Genomic DNA, 25,929 nt, shown 5'->3' on the forward strand with positions numbered 1-25,929 from the left:
CCCCGTTCCCCCTCCCTTCTTTGTCTTCTGGCGTCGGCCGCGGCTGTCAGCCCCCAACGGGCAGAAAAAGGAGGGGGCTCGGGGGAGTTCACTCCCCCCACCTTCCTTCACGCCGCCCCCCTGACAATCTGCACCGGATCGAGCCGCGCCGCCCGCCTTGCAGGAATCACCGCCGCAATCGCCGCGGACGCCACCGCGAAGAACGACGCCACCGCGAAGATCCGCCAATCCTGCGCCAGCAGGAACCGGTCGTTGCCCGCCGGTGTTTCGGTGCGGAAGCGCACCTGCCCCAGCCCCTCGATCATCAACTGCCCGATCAGGCAGCCCAGCAGCGCGCCGAGCAGCCCCGCGATGACCCCCTGCACCAGGAACAGCACCTGCACGTCGCGTTCGGTGAAGCCGAGTGACTTCAGGATGGCGATGTCGCGTGTCTTCTCGAACACCACGGTCGAGATAATGTTGTAGATGCCGAAGGCCGCGACCAGCAGGATCGCGCCGGTGACGCTGTACATGATGGCGTTCTGGATGACGAAGACCGTGAGGATGTTGCGGTTCTGCTCCTCCCAGCTCTCGGTGCGGTCGCCGAAGCGGTCCTCGATCTCGCGCGCGAGTGGCTCGGCGCGCGTGACGTCGGCCAGCCGCAGCAGGATCTGGTTCACGACGTTCGGCCGGTCCTGCAGCGTCTGGTTGACCTTGAGCAGCGTGTAGCCTGCCGACTGGTCGAGGCTGACGAGGCCGGTGTGGAAGATGCCGACGATCTTCATCTGCAACGCGACGCCGCGCGGGGAGACGGCGATGACCGAATCCCCCATCTGCACCCCGAGGCGGACCGCGAGCGCATCCCCGATGATCAGCCCGTTGGCGGCCGAGCGCAGATCCTCGAGCCGCCCATGCAGCATGTCCTTCTCAAGGTTGGCGACGCGGCGGTAGCGTGCGGGTTCGATCCCCGTGACGTTGATCGAGACGTCGCGCGAGCCGTAGCGCAGCAGCACCGGCCCGCTGAGGATGGGCGCGACCGCCGCGCCCGGTATGGCTTCCAGCACCGCGATCTTGTCGCCCGCGGCGCGGATGCCGCGCGGCCGGTCGCGCGGCTTGACGCCGTTGATCTCGACCGCGCCATCGGCAACCGCGATCTGGGCCGCCTGCGGCAGCGGGCGGCGCGTCTCGTCCTTGATGACGATGTGCGGCTGTACGTCGATGACCTGCTGGATGAAGTAGGTCTGGAAGCCGCGCATCAGCGACGCGATGGCGATGAAGAACGCGACGCCGAGGGCGACGCCGAGCACGCTTACCAGCGTCTGCCGCCGGCGGCGGGAGAGCATGCCGCGCGCAAGGTCGAGGATGAGCCTCATGGCCTGAGCCGCACCTGCTGCCCGTCGGCCAGGCCCGCGGGCGGGTTCAGCACGACCGCTTCCCCGCGCGCGAGGCCGCGCAGTACCTCGACCGCGCGTGGACCCTGCACGCCGACCTCGATCGCGCGGCGTTCCACCGTTTCCTGCCGCACGACGAAGACGCCGCCGTCGCGCAGCGCGGCTGGCGGCACGAGCACGGCCGCGTCGGTTTCCCGCAGCACGATGTTCGCCTCGACCGTCATGCCGATCAGCAGCGGCGTGTCGTCCGGCAAGGCAAGGCGCACGCGATAGGATTTGCGCGTCGAATCGCCCTTGGGCGTGATCTGCGCGACGGTCGCCGTCAGCACCTGGCCGGGGAAGGCATCGGCGCGGAGCAGCACGCGCTGGCCCTCGCGTACCTGGGCAATGTCTTCCTCGTCCACTTCGGATGTCACGCGCAGCGGGCGCGGTTCCCCGATCCAGAACAGCGCGGCGGGGGTGTCCACCACCTCCCCCACCTCGGCATCGCGGCGGAGCACCAGGCCGTCCGACGGCGCGCGCACCACATAGTCGTCGAGGCGGCGCTGCGCGGCCTCGGCCACCGCGCGGACGGCGCGGGCTTCGGACTCGGCGCGGTCGAGGGCGGCCCGGGAGGCGATGTCGCGGGAGACGAGGGTGCGGACGCGGGCAAGTTCCTCCTGCGCGAAGCGGGCGCGGGCGTCCGTTTCCTCGGCGCGGTGCTGGGCTTCGCGGCTGTCGAGGCGGGCCATGGGCTGGCCTTCGGCGACGCGCTGGCCTTCCTCGACCAGCACCTCGGTGATGCGGGCGCGGATGGCGGGTCCGACCTTGGCCCAGTGGACGGGCTCGACGCTGCCGGTGGCGTAGACGGCGCGGATCGCCGGTCCGGTGGTGGCCATGGCGATGGCCACGGCGGGTGGCATGGACCACCAGGTCCAGCCCCCGGCGGCGGCGATGGCGAGGAAGGCGAGCAGGATCAGTCGACGGCGCATATCACGGCATGGAGTAGCACGGGGGCCGGGGCCGCGCGCGGTGGCGAAACACATGGTTGCATGGCGGGCGCGCGGGGGGTAGAGAGCGCCGCCCGTGCCGCGCGATCGTGCGGTGTGTCGGGGCCGGCATAGCTCAGTGGTAGAGCAACTGATTCGTAATCAGTAGGTCCGCGGTTCAAATCCGCGTGCCGGCACCAGCACTTAGCCGAGTTTTCCGCAATCCGAAGAATGGCTGCGGACCCCCGGCGGACCCGCTAGGCATGTGCGTATCGTAGGCAGTGCTGGGTCGGGTCGTTGCCGTTGCTTGCTGCTATGCAGGGCTCTCGCTGGGTGGCCTTAGTAGCCTAGTGCGAGGCCTTGCTGCCCAGGCACCCGAGGCAGGGAGGGTCGCAGCATGAGTGAGGCAGCGCAGACCCTCACGGTGGTAATCCCGCTCCAGGTGAAACCGCGGGGCGGGCGGAAGTCGATGGTCACGCCCGGCGTGCTGGCGCTGGAGCGCCGGCGAGACATCACGCTGATCAAGGCGGTGGCGCGGGCCTTCCGGTGGCAGCGGATGATGGAGACCGGGCGCTTTGCCACAATCAGCGAATTAGCCGCGGCGGAGATGATCAACTCGTCTTACGTCTCGCGCTTGCTGCGCCTCACGCTGCTGTCCCCCGAAATCGTCGAGGCGATCCTGGGCGGGCGGCAGTCGGACGGGATGACGCTGCCGGAGCTGATGCAGCCGCTTCCGGTGGAGTGGGAGCATCAACCAGGCAGCCGAAACGGCCTATATCGATCGCGAGAGGATATCTGAGAGGCGCTTGGCGTCAGAAACAATGTTGTCACCGTCTCTGAGCGGAAACGTCGGGTTTCCAGGGCTCCAAAGCTCAACGGACTCAGCATTCTCCTCATAGTAACTCGGGTCAGTGGCCACCCGCACAGCTTCCGTCATTCCCGGCTGCCGGAACTTCCACTCCCGTGATCGCATGGCTTGGGCTTCCATGCCCGGCGGCAAGAGCGCGGGTTCACGCACAACCGATTCGAGATCATCCATCGTCAGCGCCGCCCCACCGTGCGGCAATTCGTCGAGCTCGTTCTCGGTCACTGCGTCCAGATCAAAGCCACCTTCGGCGCGGTCGGCCTCAGCCTCAATATCCCTCACCGCCTCCTGGCGGCCTTCCTCGCTTCCCGATCGGCCGGCGAGAACGCGCTCAGCGATCAGTCGCGGCATACGTGCCAGGATTGGTTGGAGGCCTCCCACGACTTGCTGAAACAGGCCAATACGATGGCGGAGGGCCACGTAAACGTCGGCTTCCACCGTATCCGAGTAGTGGAGGTTGATGATGCGGATATCTGGATACCGCTGCCCGAGCCGGTCTATGCGCCCGATGCGCTGTTCGACACGCATTGGATTCCAAGGCATGTCGAAGTTCACCAGCGCGCCGCAAAACTGAAAGTTCAGGCCCTCGGCGGCAGCGTCAGTGCACAGCAGGACATCTGCAGAGCCCTCTCGAAACCGGCGCTTCACGTCGTCTCGCGAGATCCGGCGCCACGACCCGTCCGCTGCTAGGACTTCACCGCCTCGTCCCGAGAAACACATGATGCGCAGTCCGGGCACCAGGCTGAGTTGTTCTCGTAGAAAATCCATCGTGTCCGTGAACTGGGTGAACACCATCACCTGGCCGTAGCCGCCAGCGCGAAGCTCCGCGATCTCCTCACGGAGGCGCTCGGCCTTTGTGTCAGGCGGTAGGCGACGAATCAGATCGATCAGCCGCTCAATCTCGCTCTTTTCCTCAAGTAGCATCGCATCCCTGGCGAGGGCGGCGGCATCATCCTCGTCCGTGTCTTCGCCATCCTCGTCATCGACGCCCTCTGCGAGTGCCTGCCCAAAGCCATCGCCATTGGGGTGGCGCACAGCTTCCAATTGGCCTTCCAGCGTCGTCTGAAGTGCGCGGAAGCTGCTTGCCAAACGACGACGGTAGATCGTCATCACAAATCCCACGGCGCTTCGCTTCTGAGCCGAGACGCCGCTTGTCATCGCCTTGTTATAGGTGGTCGAAATGTAGTCCTCGACGGCCTCGTAAATCTCGCGCTCCGCGGGCGAGAGATCGATAAAGCGATCCTCAACTTTCCGATCGGCGATCCGCGTCGTGAGCTTGCCGGCCTTATGGTATGCTCGGAGCAGTTCGCGGGTGTGCCGGGAAACCAAGCGGGCGATGGGCGTGTTTTGTCGCATGAGCTTCAGCGCGACTTTCCGGTCCGCGGTCTCCAGCGTTTTCCGTGGAATGCTCGACTCGTCTCGAAGCGCATTAAGCAAGCGCTTGGCCCGGAGACCGCTGCTGATGCCGAGCCGCTGCACAGCATTCGGTCCGACCGCTCCATAACTCGCCTCGACGGCGCGGAACATCGCCGCCATGCGCTCGAATGCATCCTGGCTCGGACTGTCTTGGTTGATGTCGTTGAAGAAGCCGAGGAAGGCACTCTGGTTCCACGCAGGCGGCAGACCCAGTAGGCTGAGCAGATCGAAAACTTCGACCGGGTGGACCTGCATAGGTGTTGCAGTGAGGAGCACCAGGCCGGAGGTTCGCTCCTTCATGCCGCGCATGAGGCGCAGCAGCGCGTTCGGCCCACCCTCCTGAGCGCTACCCGCGCCGCGACGCCGTGCGTGATGCGCTTCGTCAAGGACAACGAGATCCCAGGGCTCAGAAGTCAGGACTTCTGCTGCCCGGTCGGCGCGACGAAGAAGGTGAGACGACGCGATGACGATCGGCTCTTTGTGCCAATCGGATTTGCTGACTGGTCGCTCGTGTCGCCCGCGCATTGCCGGGCTGGGATACCAGTTCAGCTTCTCACCATCGTAAATCGGCCAGTTCAGATTGAACTTCTCGCGGAGTTCGATCTGCCACTGCCGCAGCACCGCCTTCGGTGCGAGGATCAGAATGCGCTTCGCCCTACCCGCAAGCCATGCTTGTCGAAGCAGCATGCCGGCCTGAATCGTCTTGCCGAGACCGACCTCATCAGCGATCAGAAGCTTTGGCGGCCAGTTGTCGTAAAGGCGATGGAAGGCGCGCCTCTGGTGCGGCCAGGGTGTGACTGCACTGGTGGCTTCGCCGACTTCCGTCCCGCCGTTTGGCATGGACGCAGCGGCGTGAATGAAGCTCCAGACCGCACGACGCAGGTCCATTGCGGGGACAGGTGGCTCGGCGGACGGAGGTGCAGTGGGCTTCGGCTCCGCCACCTTGGTCTTCAGCCTGGCTGGAGCATCACCTTCGGGCAGAAAGCGAAGCAGATCAGCACGGACGGCAGCGGGTACGTCCAGCACGACAGCATGCTTCGACTGGTCGGCCCAAAGGCGCGCGAAATTCTCGGCCTCTTCACGCACCCGATCAGCGTCGCGCCAGGTTGTGAAGACGTTCAAGCTCTCCCAGTTCTTCGTCCAGCCGGCCGCCGTCTCGTTCAGTGAGCCGTTGAACGCGACAGACTCGCCAGTCTTATCCTCCACGATGCCTGCCTTCTCGTGGAACAGCCCTTCTGCTGTGATGGGCCGGCGATACTCGTCGCACGGCACAGCGACCTTCACTTCCAGTCGCCCTTGCGCGACGAGCCACGCCAGAAGCTCGATGGCCTGCGCCATTCCCACATCAGTCGGGGCTAGGGGCATTGCGGCCAGCTTGCCTTCCACCGCCTCACGCAGTTTCGCCCCATGCTCGATGGCATCGATTTCAGCCTGCCCAAGCGTGCAGCCGACGATCATCCGCATGACACCGCCATTGGCGACCATGCCCTCGACGCCGCGGGCAGCCAGGGCCAACGCCGCGGCGTTGAAATAGCCTGTCAGCCGGTCGTAGCGGACCGCGCAATCCAGGAGGTGCACGTAGAAGCCCGCGACAAGATCACCGCTATCCGGCGTGTATTTCAGCCGCCATTCACGGTCGCGCAGAATCGGCATTAGGCAGCCGCGCCCCTCATGTTCTGCGGTAGGAGTGTGGCGATCAGCGAGAGAGTTTCAGCTGTCATACTCTCGCGCTGTTCGAGTGACCGCTCCTGACCGGCAAGCCAGAGCAGAGTCTGGTACAGATCATAGACATTGCCCGTCTTCGCAGGAGCACCAGGCACCTTAGCAAGCCCGGTTACCTCAAGCTCGCTGGGTTTCCGCGCTTCTGCATGACGACCAACCGCACAGTCGGAGCCGGTCCGGGAAATGTGCAGCACGCGCGCGGCGCGGGTCTTTCCCCATTTGGTCGAGACATCGCCATCAACCCAACCCACCAGCTTGTCCATGGTGATCTTCACCTCTGTCCAGCGGCGAAGCTCGGCTACCTGATCGCGCGATCTCGGAAGCCGCTCCAGCAAGAAATCCATCGGTGACTCGCGCGACATCCAATCGACGTGGTGTATTTTTCGGAGCCGATCGCCGCTCCACACCGCGAGGCCGTTCGTGCAGATCAGCCGCATCCACCCAATGGCAACCTCGAAGGCGCGCGAGCGATCCACTGAGTTCCACAAGCGCACCTCGGCGCGAAGCATGTCGCCAACGTTCACCGCCTCGGTTTCGACGGGCAGCGCGATCTCAGCGCGAAAGCGCTCACCATATTCGGACATCCAGGCGGTGATCCCGATCGTCGAGGGATCCCACTTCTGTTCCTCAAACGCCTTCCGCACCCACGCGACTGTGTCTTGGTGTTGGATCAGCGCGTAGCGGCGGGAGACGGTTGCGACGGGCACGCGGCGGTCGTCGTCATCCGTGGGCTCACGCAGCACCAGATCGAGGTATTCGTTCAGCGCATCTTCGTGGGTCAGCCGCACGCGGGCGAACCGCGGCAGAACGCCCTCGAGTTCCGCGAGCATGCCCTTGAAGCGGTAGACGGACTGCCCCTGCCAGACAGCCTCAGTCCGCGGGAGGCGCTTGCACTCCATGGTCACGCCATTTCCGTCCAAAGCTTCAGCTGCTCTGGCGCGGGCACCTCGTCGGAGAGGGCAAGGCGACGCAGGTTTTCGAGCGCCTCGAAGTCATTGCTTGCCGCCCCAACATCGCCATCCAGCGTGACGCCGGAGAAGGCGCGGCTGACCGGCAGCACCTCCAGCACCAATTGTAGCGCCAGGCGGAAGCTGGCCTCGCCCAGCAGGCCGCGTTTTTCCAGTGCTTCCTTCGCCGCCGCGAGTGTCTTGGTTCGCGCGGAGTGGGCCGCGTGGTGCAGGGCATCGATCATCGCGCGGCTGCCATCCGGTGCGCCCAGCGAAGCCTTCGCCGCGCGCTTGCCGCTATCCCACAGCAGCAGGTCGCTGCCCTTCTTCTCGGCGAGTACGCCGACCACCTGGCTGTCCAGGTCCACACCAACAGCGCGGGCGAGACGCAGGGCTTCGTCGTAAGGGAAGACGGGCGCGCGGAAGCTGTCCCAGGCAAGGACGAAGAAGCTGGTCAGCGGATCGAGCTCGGTACGGCCCTGCTTCTGGCCGAGGGCTTCGAGGCGCCACCGCTTCACCTCACGGCGTGCGGCATCCAGCGCGTCCTCGGGCGTCACGGCGTAGGGGTCCCACTCCTCCTCGAACAGCGCCGTCTGGCGCTGCCGGCGCTTGGCTTCCGGCGTCGGCCGTGGTGTACCGCGCTTGAGCGGCCAGTGGCGGGAGAACTCCTCCAGCGCCGGACCGAAGCAGGCGAGGTAGAGATCCACGCCGCCAATCCCGGCCTTCTGGAACTCCTCAACGCGCCGGCGCACGGCGGCGGCCACGAGCGGTTCTACATCCTCCCAATACTCAGACTCGGCATCGGGCAGCGCCGCGAGGCGCGGGCGACAGACAAGGAAGATGGTGGAGTTGGCGGCCGACTTGTCCTTGATGTGCAAGCTGCCCTCGGCCTCAGTGTTGATGGGCCAGCTCGCGGTAATGATGAAGCCGGCCTGCATCAGTCCCTTGGTTAGCGCATCCCAGGCGCCGGTCGCCTTGTGGGTGAACATCAGCGTCATGATACCGTTGGGTTTCAGGACGCGGCGGCACTCTTCGAAAATGTGAGCCATGCGCTGCTGGTAGTCACGCCCTGCGAGAGCCTTTGCGCCCTTCTGGCCAACGAATTTTGCGGCGTTGGCAACAGCCTCATTCTCTATGTCAGGGCCCGTCCGAGTGAAAAATTCCGGCGCTACCTGACCTGCGGTGCGCTTCAGCCATACATAGAAAAAGTAGCTTAACTCCGCATACATTACATTGTCATAGTACGGCGGGTCCATAACGATGACGTCAACACTGACATCACTAATGTGATCCAGCACGTCACCAGACTTGCAGGTAATCGTTACTGACGGCGGCTCTATTGATGGAGATCGCCGCAAGAGCAAGCCGTCTTCAGCGGCATCTGGTCGAGAGAGTGAAACCAACTCTTTAATGCAGTCGGAGGTTTTTTCTATAGCCCAATCATACCCAAGCCCCTCGACTAAGCATGCCATCTCGCCGTATGACCACAGCATCGCAAAGCCATGACGATCAAATACGGACCTTACTCTTTCGGTTACAATATCCCATCTGCAGGCTCTGCTGCTATAATTGACCATGGTATCGATTGCTAAAGATAAATATACAAACGCTGCCTTATCGATCGGACTGAGGCGGCCTTGAGCGGCGCGCGCATCTAGCATCTCACGAAAAACAGAGACGCTCTCGCCATGGCAAATTAGATGACGATTGTTGAACATGTCGCGCCACATATTCATGCCATACATACGATGACCGCGATCGTAGTTTGATATTACAGAAATTTGTTCTTTTGGAATAAAATCTAGCGCTTCCCACTCGTCCATCTTTTCCGCGAGACGCTTCGCGATCTCGACGCTATTGTCGTCCTCCGGCCGAGGCGCGCGGTAGCCGCGCTCCCATTTGTCACGGCCTTTCTTTCCACCCTTAGTGGTTGTTTCAATACGACGCTTGAATACGATAGCGAACAGTTGTTCGCCCATCCTGCCGGCGCGCGCTTGGCGCTTGATCTCGTCGCCGTCGATAACTTTACCGCAATCGGAGAACGGGCAGGTGCCATCACCATCCAAAATTGTGCCAGCAGAGTGCTCAACAGATCTACTTACTATTACAAAATCGCAGCGCCGTTCTGGATCGCCGGGTCCTTTGCCTAAGCGCGGCATGAGTCGTACTCCAGTCCCGTCAGGGGCCAGCCGCCAGTTGGGGGAGAGCGGGACGAGCCCCTCGCAGTATGGGCATTGGATAGTACGAGCCCAAAGGTACCCGTCCGGGCGCGTGTCTCGCTCAGGCTCGTCCGGGAAGATGCCCTGTAAACGCTCGCGCACTCGACGGGTGAACTCCTTGCCCAACGCGTCGAAAGCGGGCTGGAGTGCAGCTCCGTACTTCAGCGGATACTCGATAGTTGCCGTCTGAAGAAGTGCTGCGACTGGGTTTAGGTCATTCGAAAATGCGGTTGCGCCCAACCGCGCAGCCTCGAAGGGGATGGAGCCGCCACCCGCCGTCGGATCCAGGACTGTGACTGCTGCGGTCATCCCGTTGCCCTTCATCCAGGCACGGTCATACTCGTCGAGTGCCCATCCGAATGCGCGGGGATAGCCGTACGCATCCTTGCCCAGCCGCTCATTGTTTCGATCCGCGGTAGCGATGCGAACCTTGGCAGCCACCGGGTCGCCGTGGATGCCGAGCGCATGGAGAAAACGTCCTCGATCCGCATCTGCTGGCAGCACCGAAGCCAGAACAGCTGCGCGACTTGCCACCAGGGGGCGCCGCGCCCACCAGACATGGAGCCGGTTGGGCGCCGGGAACGGCGTCATTGGGGTTCGCTCGCGCAGACTCTCGATCCCGATCGCCGCAATCGGCAGCCAGCGTTCGATTAAGCGGGTGTCGGTCATGCGGCGATCCAATCCTGAGGCGGCTGAGCCAAAATACTCTCCGCAAGCTCACGAAAAAACGAGCGCGTCGTAGTGAACCAGGGGCGAAGCTGACCGCCTTCATCAGGAAGCAAAGTACCGCGGGCGAGCGCATCCCAAACCACGGCATCGGCCGGAACGCTGGACAGCGATGCCAAGATTGCAGCCCGCTGGATGCGCAATCGCTCGACGTTGAGACCCAAATCAATGATTGCCTTATCGGCTTCATTGGCGTCGATTCCGTGTTCGATGCAGACGCTCGGATCAGTCAAGATTTTTCCGTCTGCTGCGACCACAAAAATAGATCGCGCGGGTGGAAGGTTGCGCGGATCCATGACAATCGTCTCGCCCTTCCGCTGGCCACAACTCATGTTATCTCGAACCGGCGGCAAATAACGTGCGGGATCGTTCAACGCATCAACGGCAAAATTTCGTTCAGTCCCGCCTTTGCAGCTTGCAAGCATGTTGGTTGCATCGACAGCACGAGCTGAGCCGTGCAGCGGGTCGCTTCTGGGCACCACATGCTCCACCTGGCGATCGCCGGAGACTAGCGTCGCCTCACAATAGCAACACAGGCCGCGCTGGCTTCTTGCGAGCGCGTTCGCCACTTCCTGCTTAGCCGCTCCGCTCTCAAAATCCCCGAACGTCTCCCAATTCTGGGGTTGTGACGGATCGTCACAGAAGCGCTTTAGACCTGGTGGAGGTCCAGATAGACCGCGGACTGGCTTCATTTCCGAGCAGCGAGCTCGCGCAAAATTCTTTGGCGATCGATATCCACATCAGCGGCGGCCAAGGCCGGGTCGTGCGGCGACAGCGCATCGAGTTCCGCGCGCAGTGCCCGGGCTTCATCCGAGACACCATCGCCCAAAGCGATCAAATCTCGATATCGACGAAGCTTGTAAGAAAACGGGTTGGTGTCCGGCCTCTCCTGGACGCCCATCACGGACGACAATACGTTTCCAGCTTCGTTACCGAATGTCGGCGCTGTCTCGCGCTCAGCGATGACGTTGTCGTCGACAGAGCGTAACCTGATGATTTGCTCTGGCCTGACGGTGGTAAGGACCTGCGGGCTGTGCGTCGAGACGATGAATTGGGTGTTGGGGAAGGTTCGATTAAGGTCGATCAGCACCCGTTGCTGCCAGTCGGGGTGGAGATGCAGCTCAACCTCATCGATTAGTACGATCGCCTCCGACGCCAACGGGTCGGGCAGATGTGGGTTTGCCAATGCCATTCTGCGCGCCAAATCTGAAGCAACGGCCAACATAATTCTGTAGCCCCCGCTCAATTGATCGAGCGCAAGACGGGTTCCTTTTTTACCTGCATCCCCCATCCGGACCACAAACCGCAGTGGATTGGTTTCAATATGTGGATCATGGATATCGGGCATCATTCCTTCTATCGCCAGGCGAACCGCGCGGAGTTCGGGTAGGATCGCTTTCTTGTCGGGCCCGTCTCGCCGCAAACGAAGCTCGTCACTCTCTTTGGCATAAAACCACTCAAATAGTGACTTAAAGCTACTCTTCGCTGCCAACGAATCCTTGTAAGCGTCGAGTCTGTTGAACTTCTCAACAAAGTCACGGCGGCGTTGCGGCAGGCCAAATACGGCGCGTTCCGTGTCGTAAAATGCGATCACTGGCAGGTCCACCGTTACACCTTCATCAATTTCTTTTGAAATTGCTTTGATCCAGATCTGCAAATCCTTGTCAGAGCTACGTGAATTATCTAAACTTCGAACGTATTTAGGAAAATCATTCGAAAGTTCTTTGGTGGTCCATTTCATTCCAGAAGTAGATTTCAAAGTTACTTCTGTAGAATGCGATCCCATCCGAACATCAGCAGCATTGAACGTATTGGATTTGGGAGCTCCGAGCAGCTTCGGTATACGACTCAGCCCAAGTGCGATTGCACTAAGTACGCTAGTCTTACCTTGTGCATTATTGCCGTGCAAAACTGTCAGAGAACGATCAAGCGGAAGCTCGAGGTCCCGGATGGCGCGGAAGTTCTTGACATGAATTGAGTCAATTTTCATAAGCGGGCCTATATCTACGTGGCAGTCATCAGAATTCGTAATGCTGTTAGCACGCGCCTAGGGTTTTTCCGGTGCATTGCCATGCCGAGCCAATACGCAGCTTCTTCGCGCCCCATAGCCTCGATCCCTTCAGCCGCGGCCCTGATGTTATCGCGAGATCGCATTGGCGCGAGTACACGGAACAGCAGGCCGAGACGGAGCGCTTGGTCTTCCGGCAAGATCAGTGCCTCTTTCCGTCCGGCGCGCGGGTTAAACTTCAGTCCTGCGGCCGCGAGCAGCTTCAGCACCCTATGCTCAACCAAGCCGAGGTTGCGGCCCCGGAGGCCGGCCAGCCGCACGGGCGCCGTGAGTTGCGGCGAAGCCTGTGACGGAAGCTGCCAGACCTCGACCTCGGTGTCGGCCGGCCCATGCCGCACCGTGCGCACCTCGAAGGAGGGAGCTGACGCCGGGGTGGGCGGGCTCGGAAGTCGCGCGATTCGTCCACTCATGATTTTGCCTCCGCCAGAGCCTCGACATAGGCGGCACCGGTGGCGAGGCGCGTCAACTGCTCCGTCAGTTTTTCTGGGGCGTCGCCATCCATGGCCAAGCCCTCGGTAAAGGCGAGGTCGAAGCGGACTTCGACCTGCTTCTCTGCCGCGGCCCGGATCTGTGGATCGAGGAAGTCCTTCAGCGGTGCAGCGTCCTGCGGCGTGCCCTCGAATTCCACAGTCAGGGTGCTGCCGGCGGTGGTCTCGTAGCTGCCGGTGATCGTGGCCTTCTTTCCATCGGCGACGCGAACGGCGGCGACGACGCCCAGAAGCCGGAAGCCGTCCTGGGCATCGAACACGCGGATCGCGAGGCTGCCGAGCCGCGCCGCCTTGCGGCCGCGAGCCTGTTCCCAAAGCCGGATTAGCGCTTCACGCAGCACACCCTCCGCCTTCAGAGGCGCGGCCTGCTGGCTGGTCCCGCCCGACTGCTGCTGGCTTCCGCCACCGGGCGTTGACGTCCCACCGGTAGAGGCGCCTGAGGTTGGAGAGGGACCCTGTGTCTCTTGCGCGCTGCTTGCCGTGCCATCGCCACCTGCGGCGTAGCCGCCGCCCCCCCCGCTGTCGGTTTGCGGTTCGGGCTTCGGCTGTGGCCGCGGCCAGATGCCCTGCTCCTTGGCGAAGGCCATGGTGAAGACGGCGGCCTGTTCGTCGATCTGGATCGCGGCATAGGCGTCGCCGGGACCGTAGAGCAGGTCGCCGCGGCGATACACGTACTCGCCCGCCTCGACGCCCTTCCGGATGCCCTTGGTGAACACGTCATCGCCGATCAGAATCGGTAGGGCCGCATCGCGGCGGAATTCTTCGCGGAGCGCCGCGGTGGTGATCTGACCCTTCTTGAGTTGGGTTCGATCGCGGACATAGGCCGGGGCGTCTGGCTCGTCCTCGGGCATCCGTAGTTTGCGATAGTCGCGCAGCGCGCGGACAACCTGCTGCTGGCCAGAGCCCGGCTTCTCGCTGACCGAATGGGTATCGAGCGCGGAATGGGCGAGTGACACCGCGGCGCCGGAAAGCCGCGCCTGCGAGGGATAGAATAGGTGACGGAACGCTTGCTGGATGGCGATGGCGACATCGGCCTCGGACCGCGACTCCAGTTCCTTCACCTTGGCCTGCTGATGCTCAGCGAGGTCCTTGAGACGCGCCCCGTCCTTCAGGTCGCGCAGCGCCAGTCGACGCGCGGTCTTCCGCCGAACCTCCTCGATGCGGCCTTCTTCAGCTGCCACGAACACCAGGTTGTTGCGGAAGAGCCGGAGGCTTCCGCCATCTGCGCCCTTGCGCTCATAGATGCGGGCGACGAGGTCGGGGATGGTCTCGACCGTCTGCCCGACCGCGCAGGCATCCGGTGACAGCACCACCAGGAGGGGACGGCCGTTGCCAACTTCGTCCGGCACGTCGAACGGGCCCGCGGGGAACGGAACGGATTCCATGACGCTGCCGGCGAAGATCGACTTGATCCGATCGTTCAGCTGCACCCGCAGTTCGCCAGGGTCGACGCTCAGCTCTTCGCGGCGGATGATTTGCGTCAGGTTCGCTTCGGCCAGGAACCGCATCGGCGCCCCTGGGCGGTCGTCCAAGTAGGCAGAGCCGGCGACGAATGCCTTCCGGGCCTCCTCAATAAAGGAGATGTCTGTGCTGGGGCCGAGCACTGAATATCGGATGTGCTCCGGCGTAGCTCCCTTCAGCTGCTCGTTGAACGCAAGGGTATGCATCAGCACGGAACGGGCGACATAGGCCGTGTAGGGCGGCAGGCCCTTGTGATTCCGGGTGTCGATCTCCTGTGCCAGAGCCTCCCTCCCGGCTTCGCCAGCAATGTCGGAGCGAATGGCCGGCACGTAGATGGACTGCTGAAGGCGCGTGACGATTTCTTGGCGGATCGCCTCGTTTCCGGGATCCACGTGATGCAGATGGATGGCAAAGGCGTCGGCTGGGCGGGTTCGCCAGAGCTCGGCAACGGTGCGGCCAAGGATGCGGAGCATGCCGCGTACACGCTGGAAGTTCTGCAGCGTCGCAGTCTTCGATGTGAAGGTGTCCAGCACGTCGGGATGAAGCGGGTAGCTGTCGGCAAAGCCGGCGACTGTCGAGGGCTTCGACGCCTCGTCGCAGAGCACCGACTTATTGTGGCCCCAGAGGTCGCGGTACTGGGCGACAACAGCGGCGGCTGCCGCATCATCGATGCGCGAGAACAGGCGGCGGCGCAGGACATGCACCGTCTCATCATCCTCGGTGGGGTTGAGCAGCGTGGCCTTGCGGGCACTGACGCTCTCAGCCTCGGCCATCTTCTCCGCGACGAACTGGTTCTGGGCCGAGTAGGCGTCCCCCGTCTTGCCGTCTTTGCCGATGGCAAGGGTGTAGACGACCGCGGCCCGAGGTGACGATTCGACCGCCTTGAAGAGGCCGGTGAGGAAGGCGGTCAACTGATCCCGGGCGCCGGGGCGGTTCCAGACCTTGCTCAGATAGATCGCGAGCTCATCGAGCAGGATGAGGGCGGGTTGGCCGCCGAATAGCTCTGCAATGGTTTCCGCGCCGGGGGCAATGCCCTCTTCATCCGAGCGGCGGACGCGCTCATATCCCGCAGCACCGGCTAGGGCGTAGGCAATCTCGCCCCAGGGCGTGAACGCCATCACGCCATCACCCATACGCCGTCCATTGGCCGGGTCGGCATTCTCACCGTCAAATGCCGCGACCCGGACTGGTTCCTGGGGAATGAGCGAGGGATCAATGAATTCTGATGGATCGTTGACGCCGGGCATCCCGCGGGCGGCGTGAACGAGGGCGATCAAGCCGTGGGTCTTGCCGCCACCAAAGCTCGTATCGAGCCGGAAAATGGCTGCCACAGAGGCGCCGCGCCCGCTTATCCTTCCACAGACGTTGCGGAGGAGGCTCTGGAGGCCGCGCGTCGGGTACGTGTTTGAGAAGAAACGCGCCGCGTCGGCATACTCTGCTGGCGCCCCGTGTCCGCGAAGGACATGGGCCAGGTCGGCTGCAAAATCCGAATCCGACGACGTTCCAGCGAGGACGTCTGGGCGGGGCGTGCAAAGCTCAAAAATGGTGGACAGTGTCATGCGGCTCGCCGGTTAGTTTCTATCGTGAGCATAGGATGGCAGCGGTCGGCCCGTTCCGCCACCTATACGCGTGACGAGCATCTGTCCGGATGATTGCTGTCTCTACTTTGACTCTTCTCGGTGTCCGATCTGAGACCGAGAAGGCGGTTCGATCGGATGGAGGCGGAGTTCGTCGCTGGCAGTTATTGGTTGCCGTACCAAATTGTTCGCTCTCGAAGTACGGATTTCGGGCAAGTGTGGTTCGAAACGGGGCAAGTGCCGGCCGCGCTGAAACCAGTCTTTTAGCAAGGGTTTTGAGTTCCGTACTAAATCGGCCAAATCAGGAGGTCCGGAGAGAATTGGCCTCCGGAGAGCGGTTTGCCGCCGTCTCCGAGCCGGGCCGGTCAACAGATCCGCCCTGAAAATCCCAGGAAACCTGCCACTCAGCGCGACGGTCGGTCCGGTGGAGAGCGGGACGTCCAAGGGAACTGGCGGAGGGAGCGCGATTCGAAATGCTCGTACGCAACTGCCTGCTGCCCTGTCGCGCGGAGCGGAGTTTCACGCCGCGACACCGCGGGTCCCTCTCGCGGGTCGACGGTCCGGCGGGGGGCGCTGAGCCCCGGCTTTCGATTTTGCTAGGCAGTGAACATGACACCTACCCGATTAGTCTTGGCCGCGCGCGGCCAGGGGAGGCGGAGAAAGCGGTTGTCGGCCTCCCGACAAGGCTACCCACCGAGCGGGCGCGAGACGCCGTCCACAGGCCGGGAATACGGGATGGCGTGATTCGCGCGCACGATCACGGGCGAGGAATTCGTGATTCGCCGGAGGGGGGGGGGGGATTTTCCGATCAGACATCCGAGAACTGGGCGGACGGGCGGGCGGACGGACACCCCTAGGGGGTTGTCCTGTCCGTCCGGCCCATCCAGGGCGCCAAGCCGGACAGAAGCCGGACGTGTCCGGGCTTGTCCGGCCTCTGTTCGGGCCAGAGAAGGGAGGCCCCTCGTGCTGCAGTCGCTTCCGCGCTGTCCGGGGACGTAGGTCATGGTGCGCCCCCGAAAACCGCTTCGGCTTCGCCCTCGGTGATCGCGGTCGGGAGGTGCAAGCGCTCGCTATCACTGCGAAGGAGCCCGTCCCGCACGAGGTCGTTGATCGCGCGACGTGCGGCGCGGCGCTGGTCAGCAGGAGTGTCCGCCGCACTCACGCCAGCCGCGATGCAAGCACCAATCGCCGCTTCCATGGCTATGCCCTCGGGGGTTGCCGCCTGCGCCCGGAGCACTGAAAGGGCAACCTCGCGTGCAGACCTTGGCTGGCGTGCTGCGGCGACCTCGGCGGCGTCTGCCTCGACCGCGATGGCAGCCGACACGGCCCGCCCCTTGGCGTCCGTCCCGACTTCGCGGGTCTCCACGCGAAAAGCGAAGGATTGATCGGGGGAAGCGTCGCGGGCCTTCACGACGCGGGCGCGGATCAGTCCGCGACTGCCCTTCTCGACAGCGATGGCTGTTGCAACGGTCGCGACCTGAGATCCGTGTCCCCGCGCGTCATCGCTGCCTCCCTTCTTTGGATGGTGAAGCACGAGCACCGTCGGGCCTCGTGAGGCGATCTCGCTGAGCAGGGCATAGGCGGCACCCATCTCCGCGCCGTTGTTTTCGTCCGCGCCGGGTGTGGCTGCGGCGTAGGTGTCTACCACCACGAGCGCCGGGCGAAACTCGGCGCAGGCTGAAAGGAGCGCTTGCGCATCCTCGGTCTCACGCTTCCGAAGGTCTGGTGCGCCTGATTTGGCGGTTAGCAGGTAGAGACCCGGAACGTCCCCATGATCGAGTAGGAGTGCAGCCAAGCGGCGGCGGATGCTGCCCGCATCCTCCGCTGCGAGATAGAGCGCAGGGCCGCGGCGCACGTCACGGCCGGCGAAGTCACTTCCGGCGGCAATCGAGATCGCCAGAAGAAGGGCGACAAGAGTCTTTCCGGAAGCCGGCGGCCCAAGAACCAGATTCACCGTTCCCTCGGTGAGCAGTTCATGCACGAGCCATGACGGACGGGACGCCGATGCCGCCTCCTTCATCGACTCAATCAACAGCCTTGAATGCCAGTCAGCTGTTCCGGCATCCCGTACCATCTTGTCAGGCCAATCATGCTCGCGCGCCATGTGGAGAACGCTCGCGATTGTTGCCGGGCGCAAGTGAGAGTCGCGCAGCGACTCCCACGCCCGCCGGCAGTCGTCCTCACTCACGAAAGAGTCGGGCTCTTGCGGCCCGTCCCGACGCAGATCGCCACGCGACCATTCGAGAAAGAGGGCGAAGCCGTCCGCGCCGGTCTCACACTGCCAGTCGCGGAGGCCGGCGCAAACCTTTATCCACTCCAATCGCTTCACGTCCGGAGGTATCCAAGAAAGTGCCTCCTTCACGCGTTCCTCCGGCGGTGCTGGAAGAAGCGTATGCGGGATTTCCGCGAACGGATCTTCTGCTTCGATGTCCCGCGAAGGATCGGACGCCTCAGCGCCACCGCAGAGGTGGGTGACGTCATCAGGCGACACGGTCCGTGCCGCATCGCCGACGCACAATAGGGCTGTTAACTCCGTAACATAGCCGCGCGCTCGCTTCGACGCGTTCGGGAAACTCAGCGATCCAGCAAGACGCATGACGCGCGCTGGGTCGCTGACGCTTGGGTCGCCGCCGTTCGCAGTGGCGAGCCGGCTCTGAGCATTGCTCCATCCTGGCAAGTCGCGTTGGAGCTCATTCAGAAACCACCAGATATGCGCCCGCCTGTTTGGAATGGTGCCGGTGGTTACGATGATGCGCGGCGGCGGCGTCAGCTTGGCGATAACCGATTTGGTGTCGCGCGCGCCATCCAAGTCGAGGACATGCGCCGTTGCCACTTCGACGTCCGCTGCGCTCGCCGCACGGTTACGGCGCGTGCCAGGCCGCCGCGGATTGATGCCGAAATAGACGTTGAAGCCGTGTGCGTTCCGCCGTGCGGCCCATCGAGCAGCTTTGGCGATTCCCGACGCGTCGCAGTCAAAAAGCTGAACTCGGACCCGTCCTGTCGGATGGATAGCCCGCAACTCAAGTAATCCACCGGGATATGCCTGCGGCATATAGCCGAAGGCGCGCGTCAGGTGTCGCTGCATCACGCGCCGATCGGGCGATAATTCATTCAGTTTTGCGTCGAACTCTGCGATCGCATCAATCGCCCTGGAGCTAGACCTGAAATTAACACTCATGGCGTGTGTCCTCGCCTGGTCTTAGAGGCACGCTGATCCATCCGGAAATCTACCGGTGCGGCACTATCCATCCGGGCGCAGTCCTCAATCGCGAGCGCGGGCAGCGATGTCGCGAGTGCAGCCCGTATTTCCGGACCGCGACTGATCTTTCGAAGTGCCCGTCGTCCCTTCCGATTCACGCCGAGCGCGCGCATTCGCGCGTCGTCGTCGTGTATGTCGCAATCGTCCATGGTCGTGCGTCCTCGTGAAGAGGGCGCGCGGCGAAACACGCTGGAAATGCGAGGTAGAGCCTGTTTGTCAGGCGTGCTTGCGGTAGTGCCTCGCCCCCGGCCGCGTCTCTGGCGCGCCGGGGCTTTCCTATTTGCGGCTCTTGCCCGCCATCTCGGCAGCACGATGTCGGAAGGTGCGGGCTTCAGCCCACGCCTCCACGTCTGCGAGGCGATAGGCCACGCGACGCTGGCCGACGCGCACAAAGGGCGGCCCCTCGCCGGTCGTTCGAAAACGCTGGATTGATCGACGACTAAGCTTAAGGCGCTTGGCGAGCGCCACTTCATCAAGATATTCGTCCATTGGTTTGGCCCTCCGTGTTGCGACTTGCGTCGCAGAGGACTTCCAATGATCACCCTGCGTTGCCAGAAGCACGGGACAAACCCGCTCGGCAGTCATTTGTCCCGCGCGACCTCTGGCAGCGTAGCAGCCGAGATGCACGAACAGACGAAGCGCGCTTGGTCGTCCTTTGTCAGCCGAAGAGCTGATCCGTCGAGGCTCTTGCCGATCCATTGCTCAAGGCTCTTCATCAGCTTTGTGGCCGGTGTAACGCGCCGTATGCGGGTAACCGCCTTTGCGATCGCCTGCGCGGAGTTACCAAATCTCCCAGGCTGCGCGGTGTGTAGATGTGTGCCGATCTTCGCCGCTGACCAATCAGTTGCGGCGCACAAGGCCAAAATGATCTCGGGCAGCGGCGGCTCGGTTAGCTCTGGGGACATGGGATCAACATGAACTCGTCTCGACGCTACGACCGCCTGTCCATCGGATCCATGCTCGCGAATCATTTCCGCAAGACGAGCGAGCGTTTGTGCCGTGTGTTCTGGGGAGCTGACGATCGCGAGCTTCCGTGCGGCCTCGACAAGGGCTCCGCGCGCGTCGTCTATCGCTGCTTCCCTCTCAGGCGTCAGCCATCCGACGTCATTCAAGTAGCCGGTAGCGCCTTTCGGCACCTGCATCGCGCTCAGAAAATCATCATTTGAGGGCCGCCTGCGTCTCATCGCCGCGAGCCCTGCTTCGCGCGATGCTCCGTGATGCTCGTGACGTTTGCTACCTCGCCCTCGCCCCTCTTCGCGCAGCGTAGCACATGCTCGGCCCAGACTTTCAGCGCGGCCTCGCGCTCGGCGGCGTAGTCATGCCGCTGATAAACGCGGGCCACGCTGGAAAGCGTCGCCGGCCGATGCGCCAACAGTAGGTCCGCGACCACCGGGTTGAACCCCATCGCGGCGAGCGCGGATACGCCCGAGCGCCGCATATCGTGCAGGCGCCAGCCCGTCACCTTCGCCGCCTTGTCGAGCGCCGTCTTCGCCTTCGTAAAGCCGCTCACGGGCGTCTTGCCGGTGGTGCTGAAAACCAGGTCTTGCCCGTTGATGCGCTTGACAGTGCGCAGCGCCTCCCGTGCGGCCTCGGGCAACGCGACCACGTGCGCGGCGCCACGCTTCATGCGGTTGCCCGGAATCGTCCAAGTTGCGAGGTCCGCCGAGAGTTCCGACCACCGCATGCCTGCGACTTCCTCGCGACGCGCCAGCGTTAGCAGCAGCACGCGGAACAGCGGCCCGAACGGCTCGGCCATCCCCATCGCGGCGTTCCAGATGCGGCCGACTTCCTCGGCCGACAGGACCCGCTCACGGGCGAGCACGCCAGCCGCGACGGGCACGCCCGCGAAGGGGTTGCTGGGCAGCCGCCCGCGCTTCACCGCCCAGGTGTAGCAGGCGCGCCCATAGGCCAGCGTGCGGCCCGCCATGGCGGCGTGCCCGCCTTTCGTGAGTCCGTCGAGCACCGCGACAACCTCGGCCTTTGTCAGCCGTGCGGCAGGCTTGGTAAGGTGAACCGCGAAGGCATGGCGCAGCGCCCGAACCGCCTCGGCGCGATAGCGCGGGCGGCGGTGCGCGAGATGCAGGGCTGCCCAATCATCCACCAGCGCGGCCAGTGTGAGCGCGGCCTCGGCTTTCGCCGCCTCGGCCGCCTCGCGCCGCTCACGCCGCACCGCAGCCGGGTCAATGTTCTTCGCCAGGTCGCCGAGGATGGCGCGGGCGGCCTCGCGCGCCTTTTCCAGCGTGAGGGCGCCCCAGGTTCCTAGGCGCTCCCGTCGCCGCTCGCCCGACGCTCGATCGGTCCAACAGGCATAGAAGGTCTTCTGGCCCGCCATGGCCCGGACGCGCAGCCCAGCAACCTCGGCGTCGGACAGCCACGCCTCACGCTTCCCAGTGGGGATGCTGAGCGCGGCAATCGCCTTCTCGGACAGTTTCGGCATGGACCCGCTTACCCTTTCTGCGGACCCCGTGCGGACCCGGCAGGCGGGTCCGCAAGGCAATCCATGGCAGCGAGAGTCAGGTGGTCCGATCCAGAATTCAAGGAAAAAGGTAGGTTATGGCGATTCGTGGCGACTTTTGCGGACCCGAGTTTGCTTATTCGTAATCAGTAGGTCCGCGGTTCAAATCCGCGTGCCGGCACCATTCCCCGGTCGGATCGTCCCTCCCCCTGGCTCTCGGCCGCGTGTCTGCTAGACACTCCCCATGTCGGCCACCTTCACCTTTGCCAACGGCATCCGGCTCTTCGAGTCGGACCTGTTGCCCGCGCAGATCGCGCGCTACCGCACCCAGGCCGAACCACGCCACGAACCGGTCGAGGAAGGCTGGTTCGACCGCGTGCTCGACGAAGCGCCGCCAGGCCGCTTCACCTTTGTCGATATCGGTGCCGCGCTCGGCTACTACGCGATCCTCGTGCGTCGGCGCCGTCCGGATGCGCGCATCGTCGCCGTCGACCCGAACCCGGATTTCCACGCCCGCTTCGCGGAGACGCTCGCGCTCAACGGCCTCGGCGCGCGGGACGTGGAACTCGTGCGAGTCGCGGTCGCGCCGCACCCGGGCATCGTCGCCTTCGCACTCAACAGCTACGGCGCACACCTCGCGCCCGAAGTCGCGCTGCCCAAGCGCCGGCTCTGGCCCTTCGGTCGCGGCGCGGACATGCCGCCCGGTGTCATTGCGGTCGAGGCGGTGGACCTCGACGGCCTGCTCGCGCGCGTTGGGGTCGAGGTGGACCTCGCCAAGCTCGACATCCAGGGGCATGAGCTTTCGGTGCTCGAAGCCTCCGCGATGCTGGCCGACGGGCGCGGCCCGCGGACCTGGATCATCGGCACGCATGGCGCCGACATCCATGCCGGCGTGCGCGACCTGCTCGCGCGCCGACACGACATCCTGTTCGAGGACCAGGCGCCGCCAGACCAGCCTGACGGCATCGTCGTCGCTCGGCGGCGTGACTGAAGGATCGGCGGGATGACGGCCATACTTCCCTGGTTGCGCCGCTGGCGCGCCGCCCCTGCCTCCGCGCCGACGCCCGTGCCCGTGCCCGTGCCGGCACCGGCGCTCCAACCTGCGCCCCCCGTCGATTTCTTCGCCGACATCGACGGAGCGCTTCGCCGCTTCGCGCCCGCCTTCAGCCCACGCACCATCTTCGATGTCGGCGCCTTCCAGGGCGACTTCACCGCACGCCTGCTGACCATCTTCCCCGAAGCCGACTACCACCTGTTCGAAGCGCAGCCCGACACCTTCGCGCGCGTGCGGGACCGCTTCGCGGGCGATGCGCGCATCCGCGCGACGCACGCCGCGTTGCTCGACGTGGCAGGGGAGGTGACGTTCCATCGCGGGCACTTCGCGCCCACCTCCTCGCTCTTTCCGCGCAACACCACCGGCCGCGCCTACTTCGCCCCCGAGCACGACATGGCGGAGACGGTCCGCGTGCCGGGCCTGACGCTCGACGCGCACTGCGCGTCGCAAGGGGTCCAGGCGATCGACATCCTCAAGCTCGACACCCAGGGCGCGGAGCACTCGATCCTGCGCGGCGCGGCCGGCTTGCTCGGCGCCGGGCGCATCAGCCTCATCTTCACCGAGTTCTTCGCCATCCCGCATTACGAAGGCGCGCCGCTGCTCGATGAAATCTGGAGCCTGCTGCGCGGGCATGGCTACGACCTCTATGACATATTCGTGGGCCAGCGCGGGCCGGACGGCCAACTGCGCTACGGCGACGCGATCTTCCTCTCCCCCGGCTTTCGGCGGGACGTGCTGCCGCGCCTCGGCTGACACCCCTGGCCAAGCCGCCCGCATCCCCTTATCCATCACAGCCATCGGCATCCCAGCGACGGCAACGCCACCATGACCACAACCGGACCCGTCACCCTGCGCTGGCGCGGCAGCAGCAGCGCGCCTGAAACCGAGACCTTCCCCGACCTCGACGCCGCCCTCGACGCGGTCGAGGCGCGGTGGGAGACGCTGCAGGACCAGGCGCCGCAGATCCTCGACGCGCGCAAGATCCTCCTCATCAGCACCGAGCAGTTGAAGGCCGCGATGGTCGAGGAAGACGAGACGCCCGACGGCACCTGAGCCGCCACGCCTCATCGCAACGGCATCCGCGCCACCCACGCCGCGAGTCCCGCCGTCAGCAGCGCCGCGCCTGCGAAGACCGCGCCATAGCCCGCCGCGTGCAGCACCGCGCCGAAGGCCAGCGCGCCCACGCTCTGCCCGAGGAACAGCGCCATCGCGAAGGCGGACACCGCGGTCGCCCGGGCGTCCGGGAGGGCTTCCGTCGCGCGCGCCTGCAGCACGCCGTGGAACATGTAGAAGGCCATGCCGCAGGGCAGCTGCATCAGCGCCACCACCCACCAGACGGGTGCGGCCGCCATCCCCAGCAGCGCGAGCACCAGCACCGCCCCGCCCGCCGCGACCAGGCCGCGTTCCCCCAGCCGCGCGACCAGCCGCTTCGCCGCGCGCGTATAGGCGAAGGCGCCAAGCCCGAAGCCCGCCACCACCAGCCCCGCCTCGGCGGGGGAAAGCGCGAAGCGCTCGATCAGATAGGCGCCGATGAAGGGGAAGGCGCCGCCGAACAGCGCCGCGCCATCGAGCGCCGCGGCCCCCATCAGCCGCCGCCCCGCCGGCGCGCGCAGCAGCACCCCGTATTGCGACAGCCCCAGCCCCCGCACCTTGCCTGAAGGTGCCTCCACTGGCGCGCGGCGCACCATCAGCAGCCCGACGCCGAGCGCGAGTGCCGCCAGCAGCAGGAAGGACGCCCGCCACCCGGCGAATTCCGCGACGATCCCCGATAGCGGACCCACCAGCAGTTGCGCCATCACCATGCCGGTGAGGAACCGCCCGATCGTTGCCTGCCGTTCCGCGTACGGCACCGCGTCGCCGATCCAAGCGATGGCGAGCGGAATGACCGCGCCCGCCACCAGCCCCGTCGCCGTGCGCAGCAGCGCCATCGACCCCGCATCCCAGGCGAGCGCCGAGACCGCGAGCCCCAGCCCGTAGAGCACCAGGGCCAGCGCGGCGACGCGCACCTTGCCATACCGGTCGCCGAGCGGCCCGGTCACCAGCTGCCCCGCCCCATAGGCCAGGCTGAACCCCGCGACGACGGGCGCGAGGGCCGCGACGCCCACGCCGAAATCCGCCGCCAGCAGCGGCAGCAGCGGGTCCATCAGCCGCATCCCACCGCCGGCGGCGAAGCCGGCCGCGGCGAGCAGGGGAAGAAGGGCAAGGTCGGGGCGCAAGCGCCTCATAGGTCTCCCGCCCCGCCGCCGCGTCAAGACGCCGCCGCCGCTTTCGGCATAGGCTGGCGATGGAGGTGCCGAGATGCCCGACACACAGGATGGCGCGGAGGACCCGCTCGCCGCGATCCTCGCCGCGACCGAGGAAACGCAGCGCGCCGCCGCACCCTCGGCCGCCGGTGCGGAGGCTGCCGCGCTCGCCAAGGTCGAGACCGCGATCGCGCTGCTGCAATCGGCGATCCGCAACCATCCGCGCTTCGTGGCGCTCGAGGCCGCCTGGCGGTCGCTGCATCGCCTCGCCACCGCGCCGCAGAATGGGCCGCTGGTGGTGAAGCTGATGCCGCTGACGAAGCGGGAGGCCGTGCGTGACCAGCGCGCCGTTCAGGACCCGGAGGACAGCGACCTCTGCACCCTGCTCTGGCATGAGGGCCTGGGCGGCGGGGAACCCTTCGGCCTGCTGCTCGCCGATCTCGACTTCGGGGCGGAGCCGGACGACGTGCTCGTCCTGCGCGGCCTCGCCGCCGCCGGTGCCGGCGCCTTCGTGCCCGTCGTCGCGCATGCCGCGCCCGCGCTGCTCGACCTGCCCGACTGGGGCGCGCTGCCGGGGGCGGGCGGGCTTGCCCGCGTGCATGAAGGCCCGCGCCACATCCCCTGGCGATCCCTGCGGGAGAGCGAGGAGGCGCGCTTCCTCGCCCTCGTCGCCCCGCGCGTGCTCGCCCGCGGCGGGGCGGGCGCACCGCGCTTTGCCGGCGGCGGCTGGGTGCTCGCCGGCCGCATCGCCGCCTCCTTTGCCCGCGAAGGCTGGGGGGCGGCGATCGAGGGGCGGGAGGACGGGACCGAGCCCGGCCTGCCCCCGATCGGCCGCGTGCCCACCGAATGCGATCCCGCCGATGGGCAGGAGGTGGCACTCGCCACGCTCGGCCTCACGCTGCTGGTCCCGCGCGGGGCGGACAGCGCGGTGGTCCGCATGGCCCCGACGCTCCATCGCCCGCCGCGCTTCCAGGCGGCGGCGGCGAACCAGGATGCCGCACTCGCCGCGCGGATGCCCTGGGTGCTGGCCGTCGGGCGCATCCTGCAGGGGGCCGCGCTCCGCGCGCGGGACGAACTGCGCGCCGGGCGCG

Annotated in this window: 19 protein-coding genes and 1 tRNA gene; 6 read left to right on the forward strand and 14 right to left on the reverse strand. The window is 65.1% G+C overall.

Annotation, left to right across the window (positions count from 1 at the left end):
* Positions 1-107: 107 nt before the first annotated feature.
* Together HW577_RS05680 and HW577_RS05685 are read right to left on the reverse strand one after the other, a co-directional pair.
* Entirely contained in the window at positions 108-1,352 is a 1,245-nt protein-coding gene (locus tag HW577_RS05680) for an ABC transporter permease (protein ID WP_198375099.1), read from the reverse strand.
* Positions 1,349-2,341 carry an efflux RND transporter periplasmic adaptor subunit gene (locus HW577_RS05685; RefSeq protein ID WP_198375100.1) on the reverse strand — a complete coding sequence of 331 codons (993 nt, stop codon included), beginning with the start codon at positions 2,339-2,341 and terminating at the stop codon, positions 1,349-1,351. The genes HW577_RS05680 and HW577_RS05685 overlap by 4 nt, the downstream gene beginning before the upstream one ends.
* Before the next feature lie 122 nt (positions 2,342-2,463).
* Here HW577_RS05685 and HW577_RS05690 point away from each other — a divergent pair.
* A tRNA-Thr gene (locus HW577_RS05690) sits at positions 2,464-2,538 on the forward strand.
* A 197-nt stretch (positions 2,539-2,735) separates the two neighbouring features.
* On the forward strand, positions 2,736-3,137 hold the full coding sequence (locus HW577_RS05695; RefSeq protein WP_198375101.1) for a hypothetical protein: 402 nt from the start codon (positions 2,736-2,738) through the stop codon (positions 3,135-3,137).
* On the opposite strand, the gene HW577_RS05700 is transcribed toward HW577_RS05695, so the two are convergent.
* The 11 genes from HW577_RS05700 to HW577_RS05750 form a co-directional block, all read right to left on the reverse strand.
* A complete protein-coding gene (locus tag HW577_RS05700) occupies positions 3,111-6,272 on the reverse strand; it encodes an SNF2-related protein (RefSeq protein ID WP_198375102.1) in 3,162 nt (1,053 codons plus the stop codon). The genes HW577_RS05695 and HW577_RS05700 overlap by 27 nt on opposite strands.
* A complete protein-coding gene (locus HW577_RS05705; protein WP_198375103.1) occupies positions 6,272-7,240 on the reverse strand; it encodes a DUF932 domain-containing protein in 969 nt (322 codons plus the stop codon). The genes HW577_RS05700 and HW577_RS05705 overlap by 1 nt, the downstream gene beginning before the upstream one ends.
* A 2-nt stretch (positions 7,241-7,242) precedes the next feature.
* A complete protein-coding gene (locus HW577_RS05710; protein WP_198375104.1) occupies positions 7,243-10,176 on the reverse strand; it encodes a DUF1156 domain-containing protein in 2,934 nt (977 codons plus the stop codon).
* Positions 10,173-10,925 carry a retron system putative HNH endonuclease gene (locus HW577_RS05715; protein WP_232474707.1) on the reverse strand — a complete coding sequence of 251 codons (753 nt, stop codon included), beginning with the start codon at positions 10,923-10,925 and terminating at the stop codon, positions 10,173-10,175. Before HW577_RS05715 ends, HW577_RS05710 begins: the two co-directional genes overlap by 4 nt.
* Positions 10,922-12,223, reverse strand: a complete 1,302-nt coding sequence (locus HW577_RS05720; protein WP_198375106.1) for an AAA family ATPase — start codon at positions 12,221-12,223, stop codon at positions 10,922-10,924. The genes HW577_RS05715 and HW577_RS05720 overlap by 4 nt, the downstream gene beginning before the upstream one ends.
* A 14-nt stretch (positions 12,224-12,237) precedes the next feature.
* A complete protein-coding gene (locus tag HW577_RS05725) occupies positions 12,238-12,711 on the reverse strand; it encodes a DUF7680 family protein (RefSeq protein WP_198375107.1) in 474 nt (157 codons plus the stop codon).
* Complete coding sequence (locus HW577_RS05730; RefSeq protein WP_198375108.1) at positions 12,708-15,809, reverse strand: ATP-binding protein; 3,102 nt, start codon at positions 15,807-15,809, stop codon at positions 12,708-12,710. Before HW577_RS05730 ends, HW577_RS05725 begins: the two co-directional genes overlap by 4 nt.
* 1,018 nt (positions 15,810-16,827) lie before the next feature.
* Entirely contained in the window at positions 16,828-19,005 is a 2,178-nt protein-coding gene (locus HW577_RS05735) for an AAA family ATPase (RefSeq protein WP_198375109.1), read from the reverse strand.
* 357 nt (positions 19,006-19,362) lie between these two features.
* Entirely contained in the window at positions 19,363-19,575 is a 213-nt protein-coding gene (locus tag HW577_RS05740; RefSeq protein WP_198375110.1) for a helix-turn-helix transcriptional regulator, read from the reverse strand.
* A 92-nt stretch (positions 19,576-19,667) separates the two neighbouring features.
* Positions 19,668-20,270 (reverse strand): hypothetical protein, encoded by a 603-nt coding sequence (locus tag HW577_RS05745; RefSeq protein ID WP_198375111.1) that lies wholly within the window; start codon positions 20,268-20,270, stop codon positions 19,668-19,670.
* Positions 20,267-21,523 (reverse strand): site-specific integrase, encoded by a 1,257-nt coding sequence (locus tag HW577_RS05750; RefSeq protein WP_198375112.1) that lies wholly within the window; start codon positions 21,521-21,523, stop codon positions 20,267-20,269. The genes HW577_RS05745 and HW577_RS05750 overlap by 4 nt, the downstream gene beginning before the upstream one ends.
* A 262-nt stretch (positions 21,524-21,785) precedes the next feature.
* Between HW577_RS05750 and HW577_RS05755 the strand changes: the two genes are divergently transcribed.
* The 3 genes from HW577_RS05755 to HW577_RS05765 all read left to right on the forward strand — a co-directional run bounded on the left by HW577_RS05755 (position 21,786) and on the right by HW577_RS05765 (position 23,648).
* Entirely contained in the window at positions 21,786-22,532 is a 747-nt protein-coding gene (locus HW577_RS05755; RefSeq protein ID WP_198375113.1) for an FkbM family methyltransferase, read from the forward strand.
* Positions 22,533-22,544: 12 nt separating this feature from the next.
* Complete coding sequence (locus HW577_RS05760) at positions 22,545-23,348, forward strand: FkbM family methyltransferase (protein ID WP_198375114.1); 804 nt, start codon at positions 22,545-22,547, stop codon at positions 23,346-23,348.
* A 72-nt stretch (positions 23,349-23,420) separates the two neighbouring features.
* Positions 23,421-23,648: a hypothetical protein gene (locus HW577_RS05765; RefSeq protein WP_198375115.1), complete on the forward strand. Its 228-nt coding sequence runs from the start codon at positions 23,421-23,423 to the stop codon at positions 23,646-23,648.
* Between the two features lie 11 nt (positions 23,649-23,659).
* On the opposite strand, the gene HW577_RS05770 is transcribed toward HW577_RS05765, so the two are convergent.
* Positions 23,660-24,820 (reverse strand): MFS transporter, encoded by a 1,161-nt coding sequence (locus HW577_RS05770; RefSeq protein ID WP_198375116.1) that lies wholly within the window; start codon positions 24,818-24,820, stop codon positions 23,660-23,662.
* A gap of 73 nt (positions 24,821-24,893) precedes the next feature.
* On the opposite strand from HW577_RS05770, the gene HW577_RS05775 reads away from it, so the two are divergent.
* Positions 24,894-25,929, forward strand: a 1,036-nt coding sequence (locus tag HW577_RS05775) for a type VI secretion system contractile sheath domain-containing protein (protein ID WP_198375117.1), incomplete at its 3' end; no start/stop codon positions are given.

The organism is Neoroseomonas rubea (assembly GCF_016106015.1).
GTDB classification, from domain to species: domain Bacteria; phylum Pseudomonadota; class Alphaproteobacteria; order Acetobacterales; family Acetobacteraceae; genus Neoroseomonas; species Neoroseomonas rubea.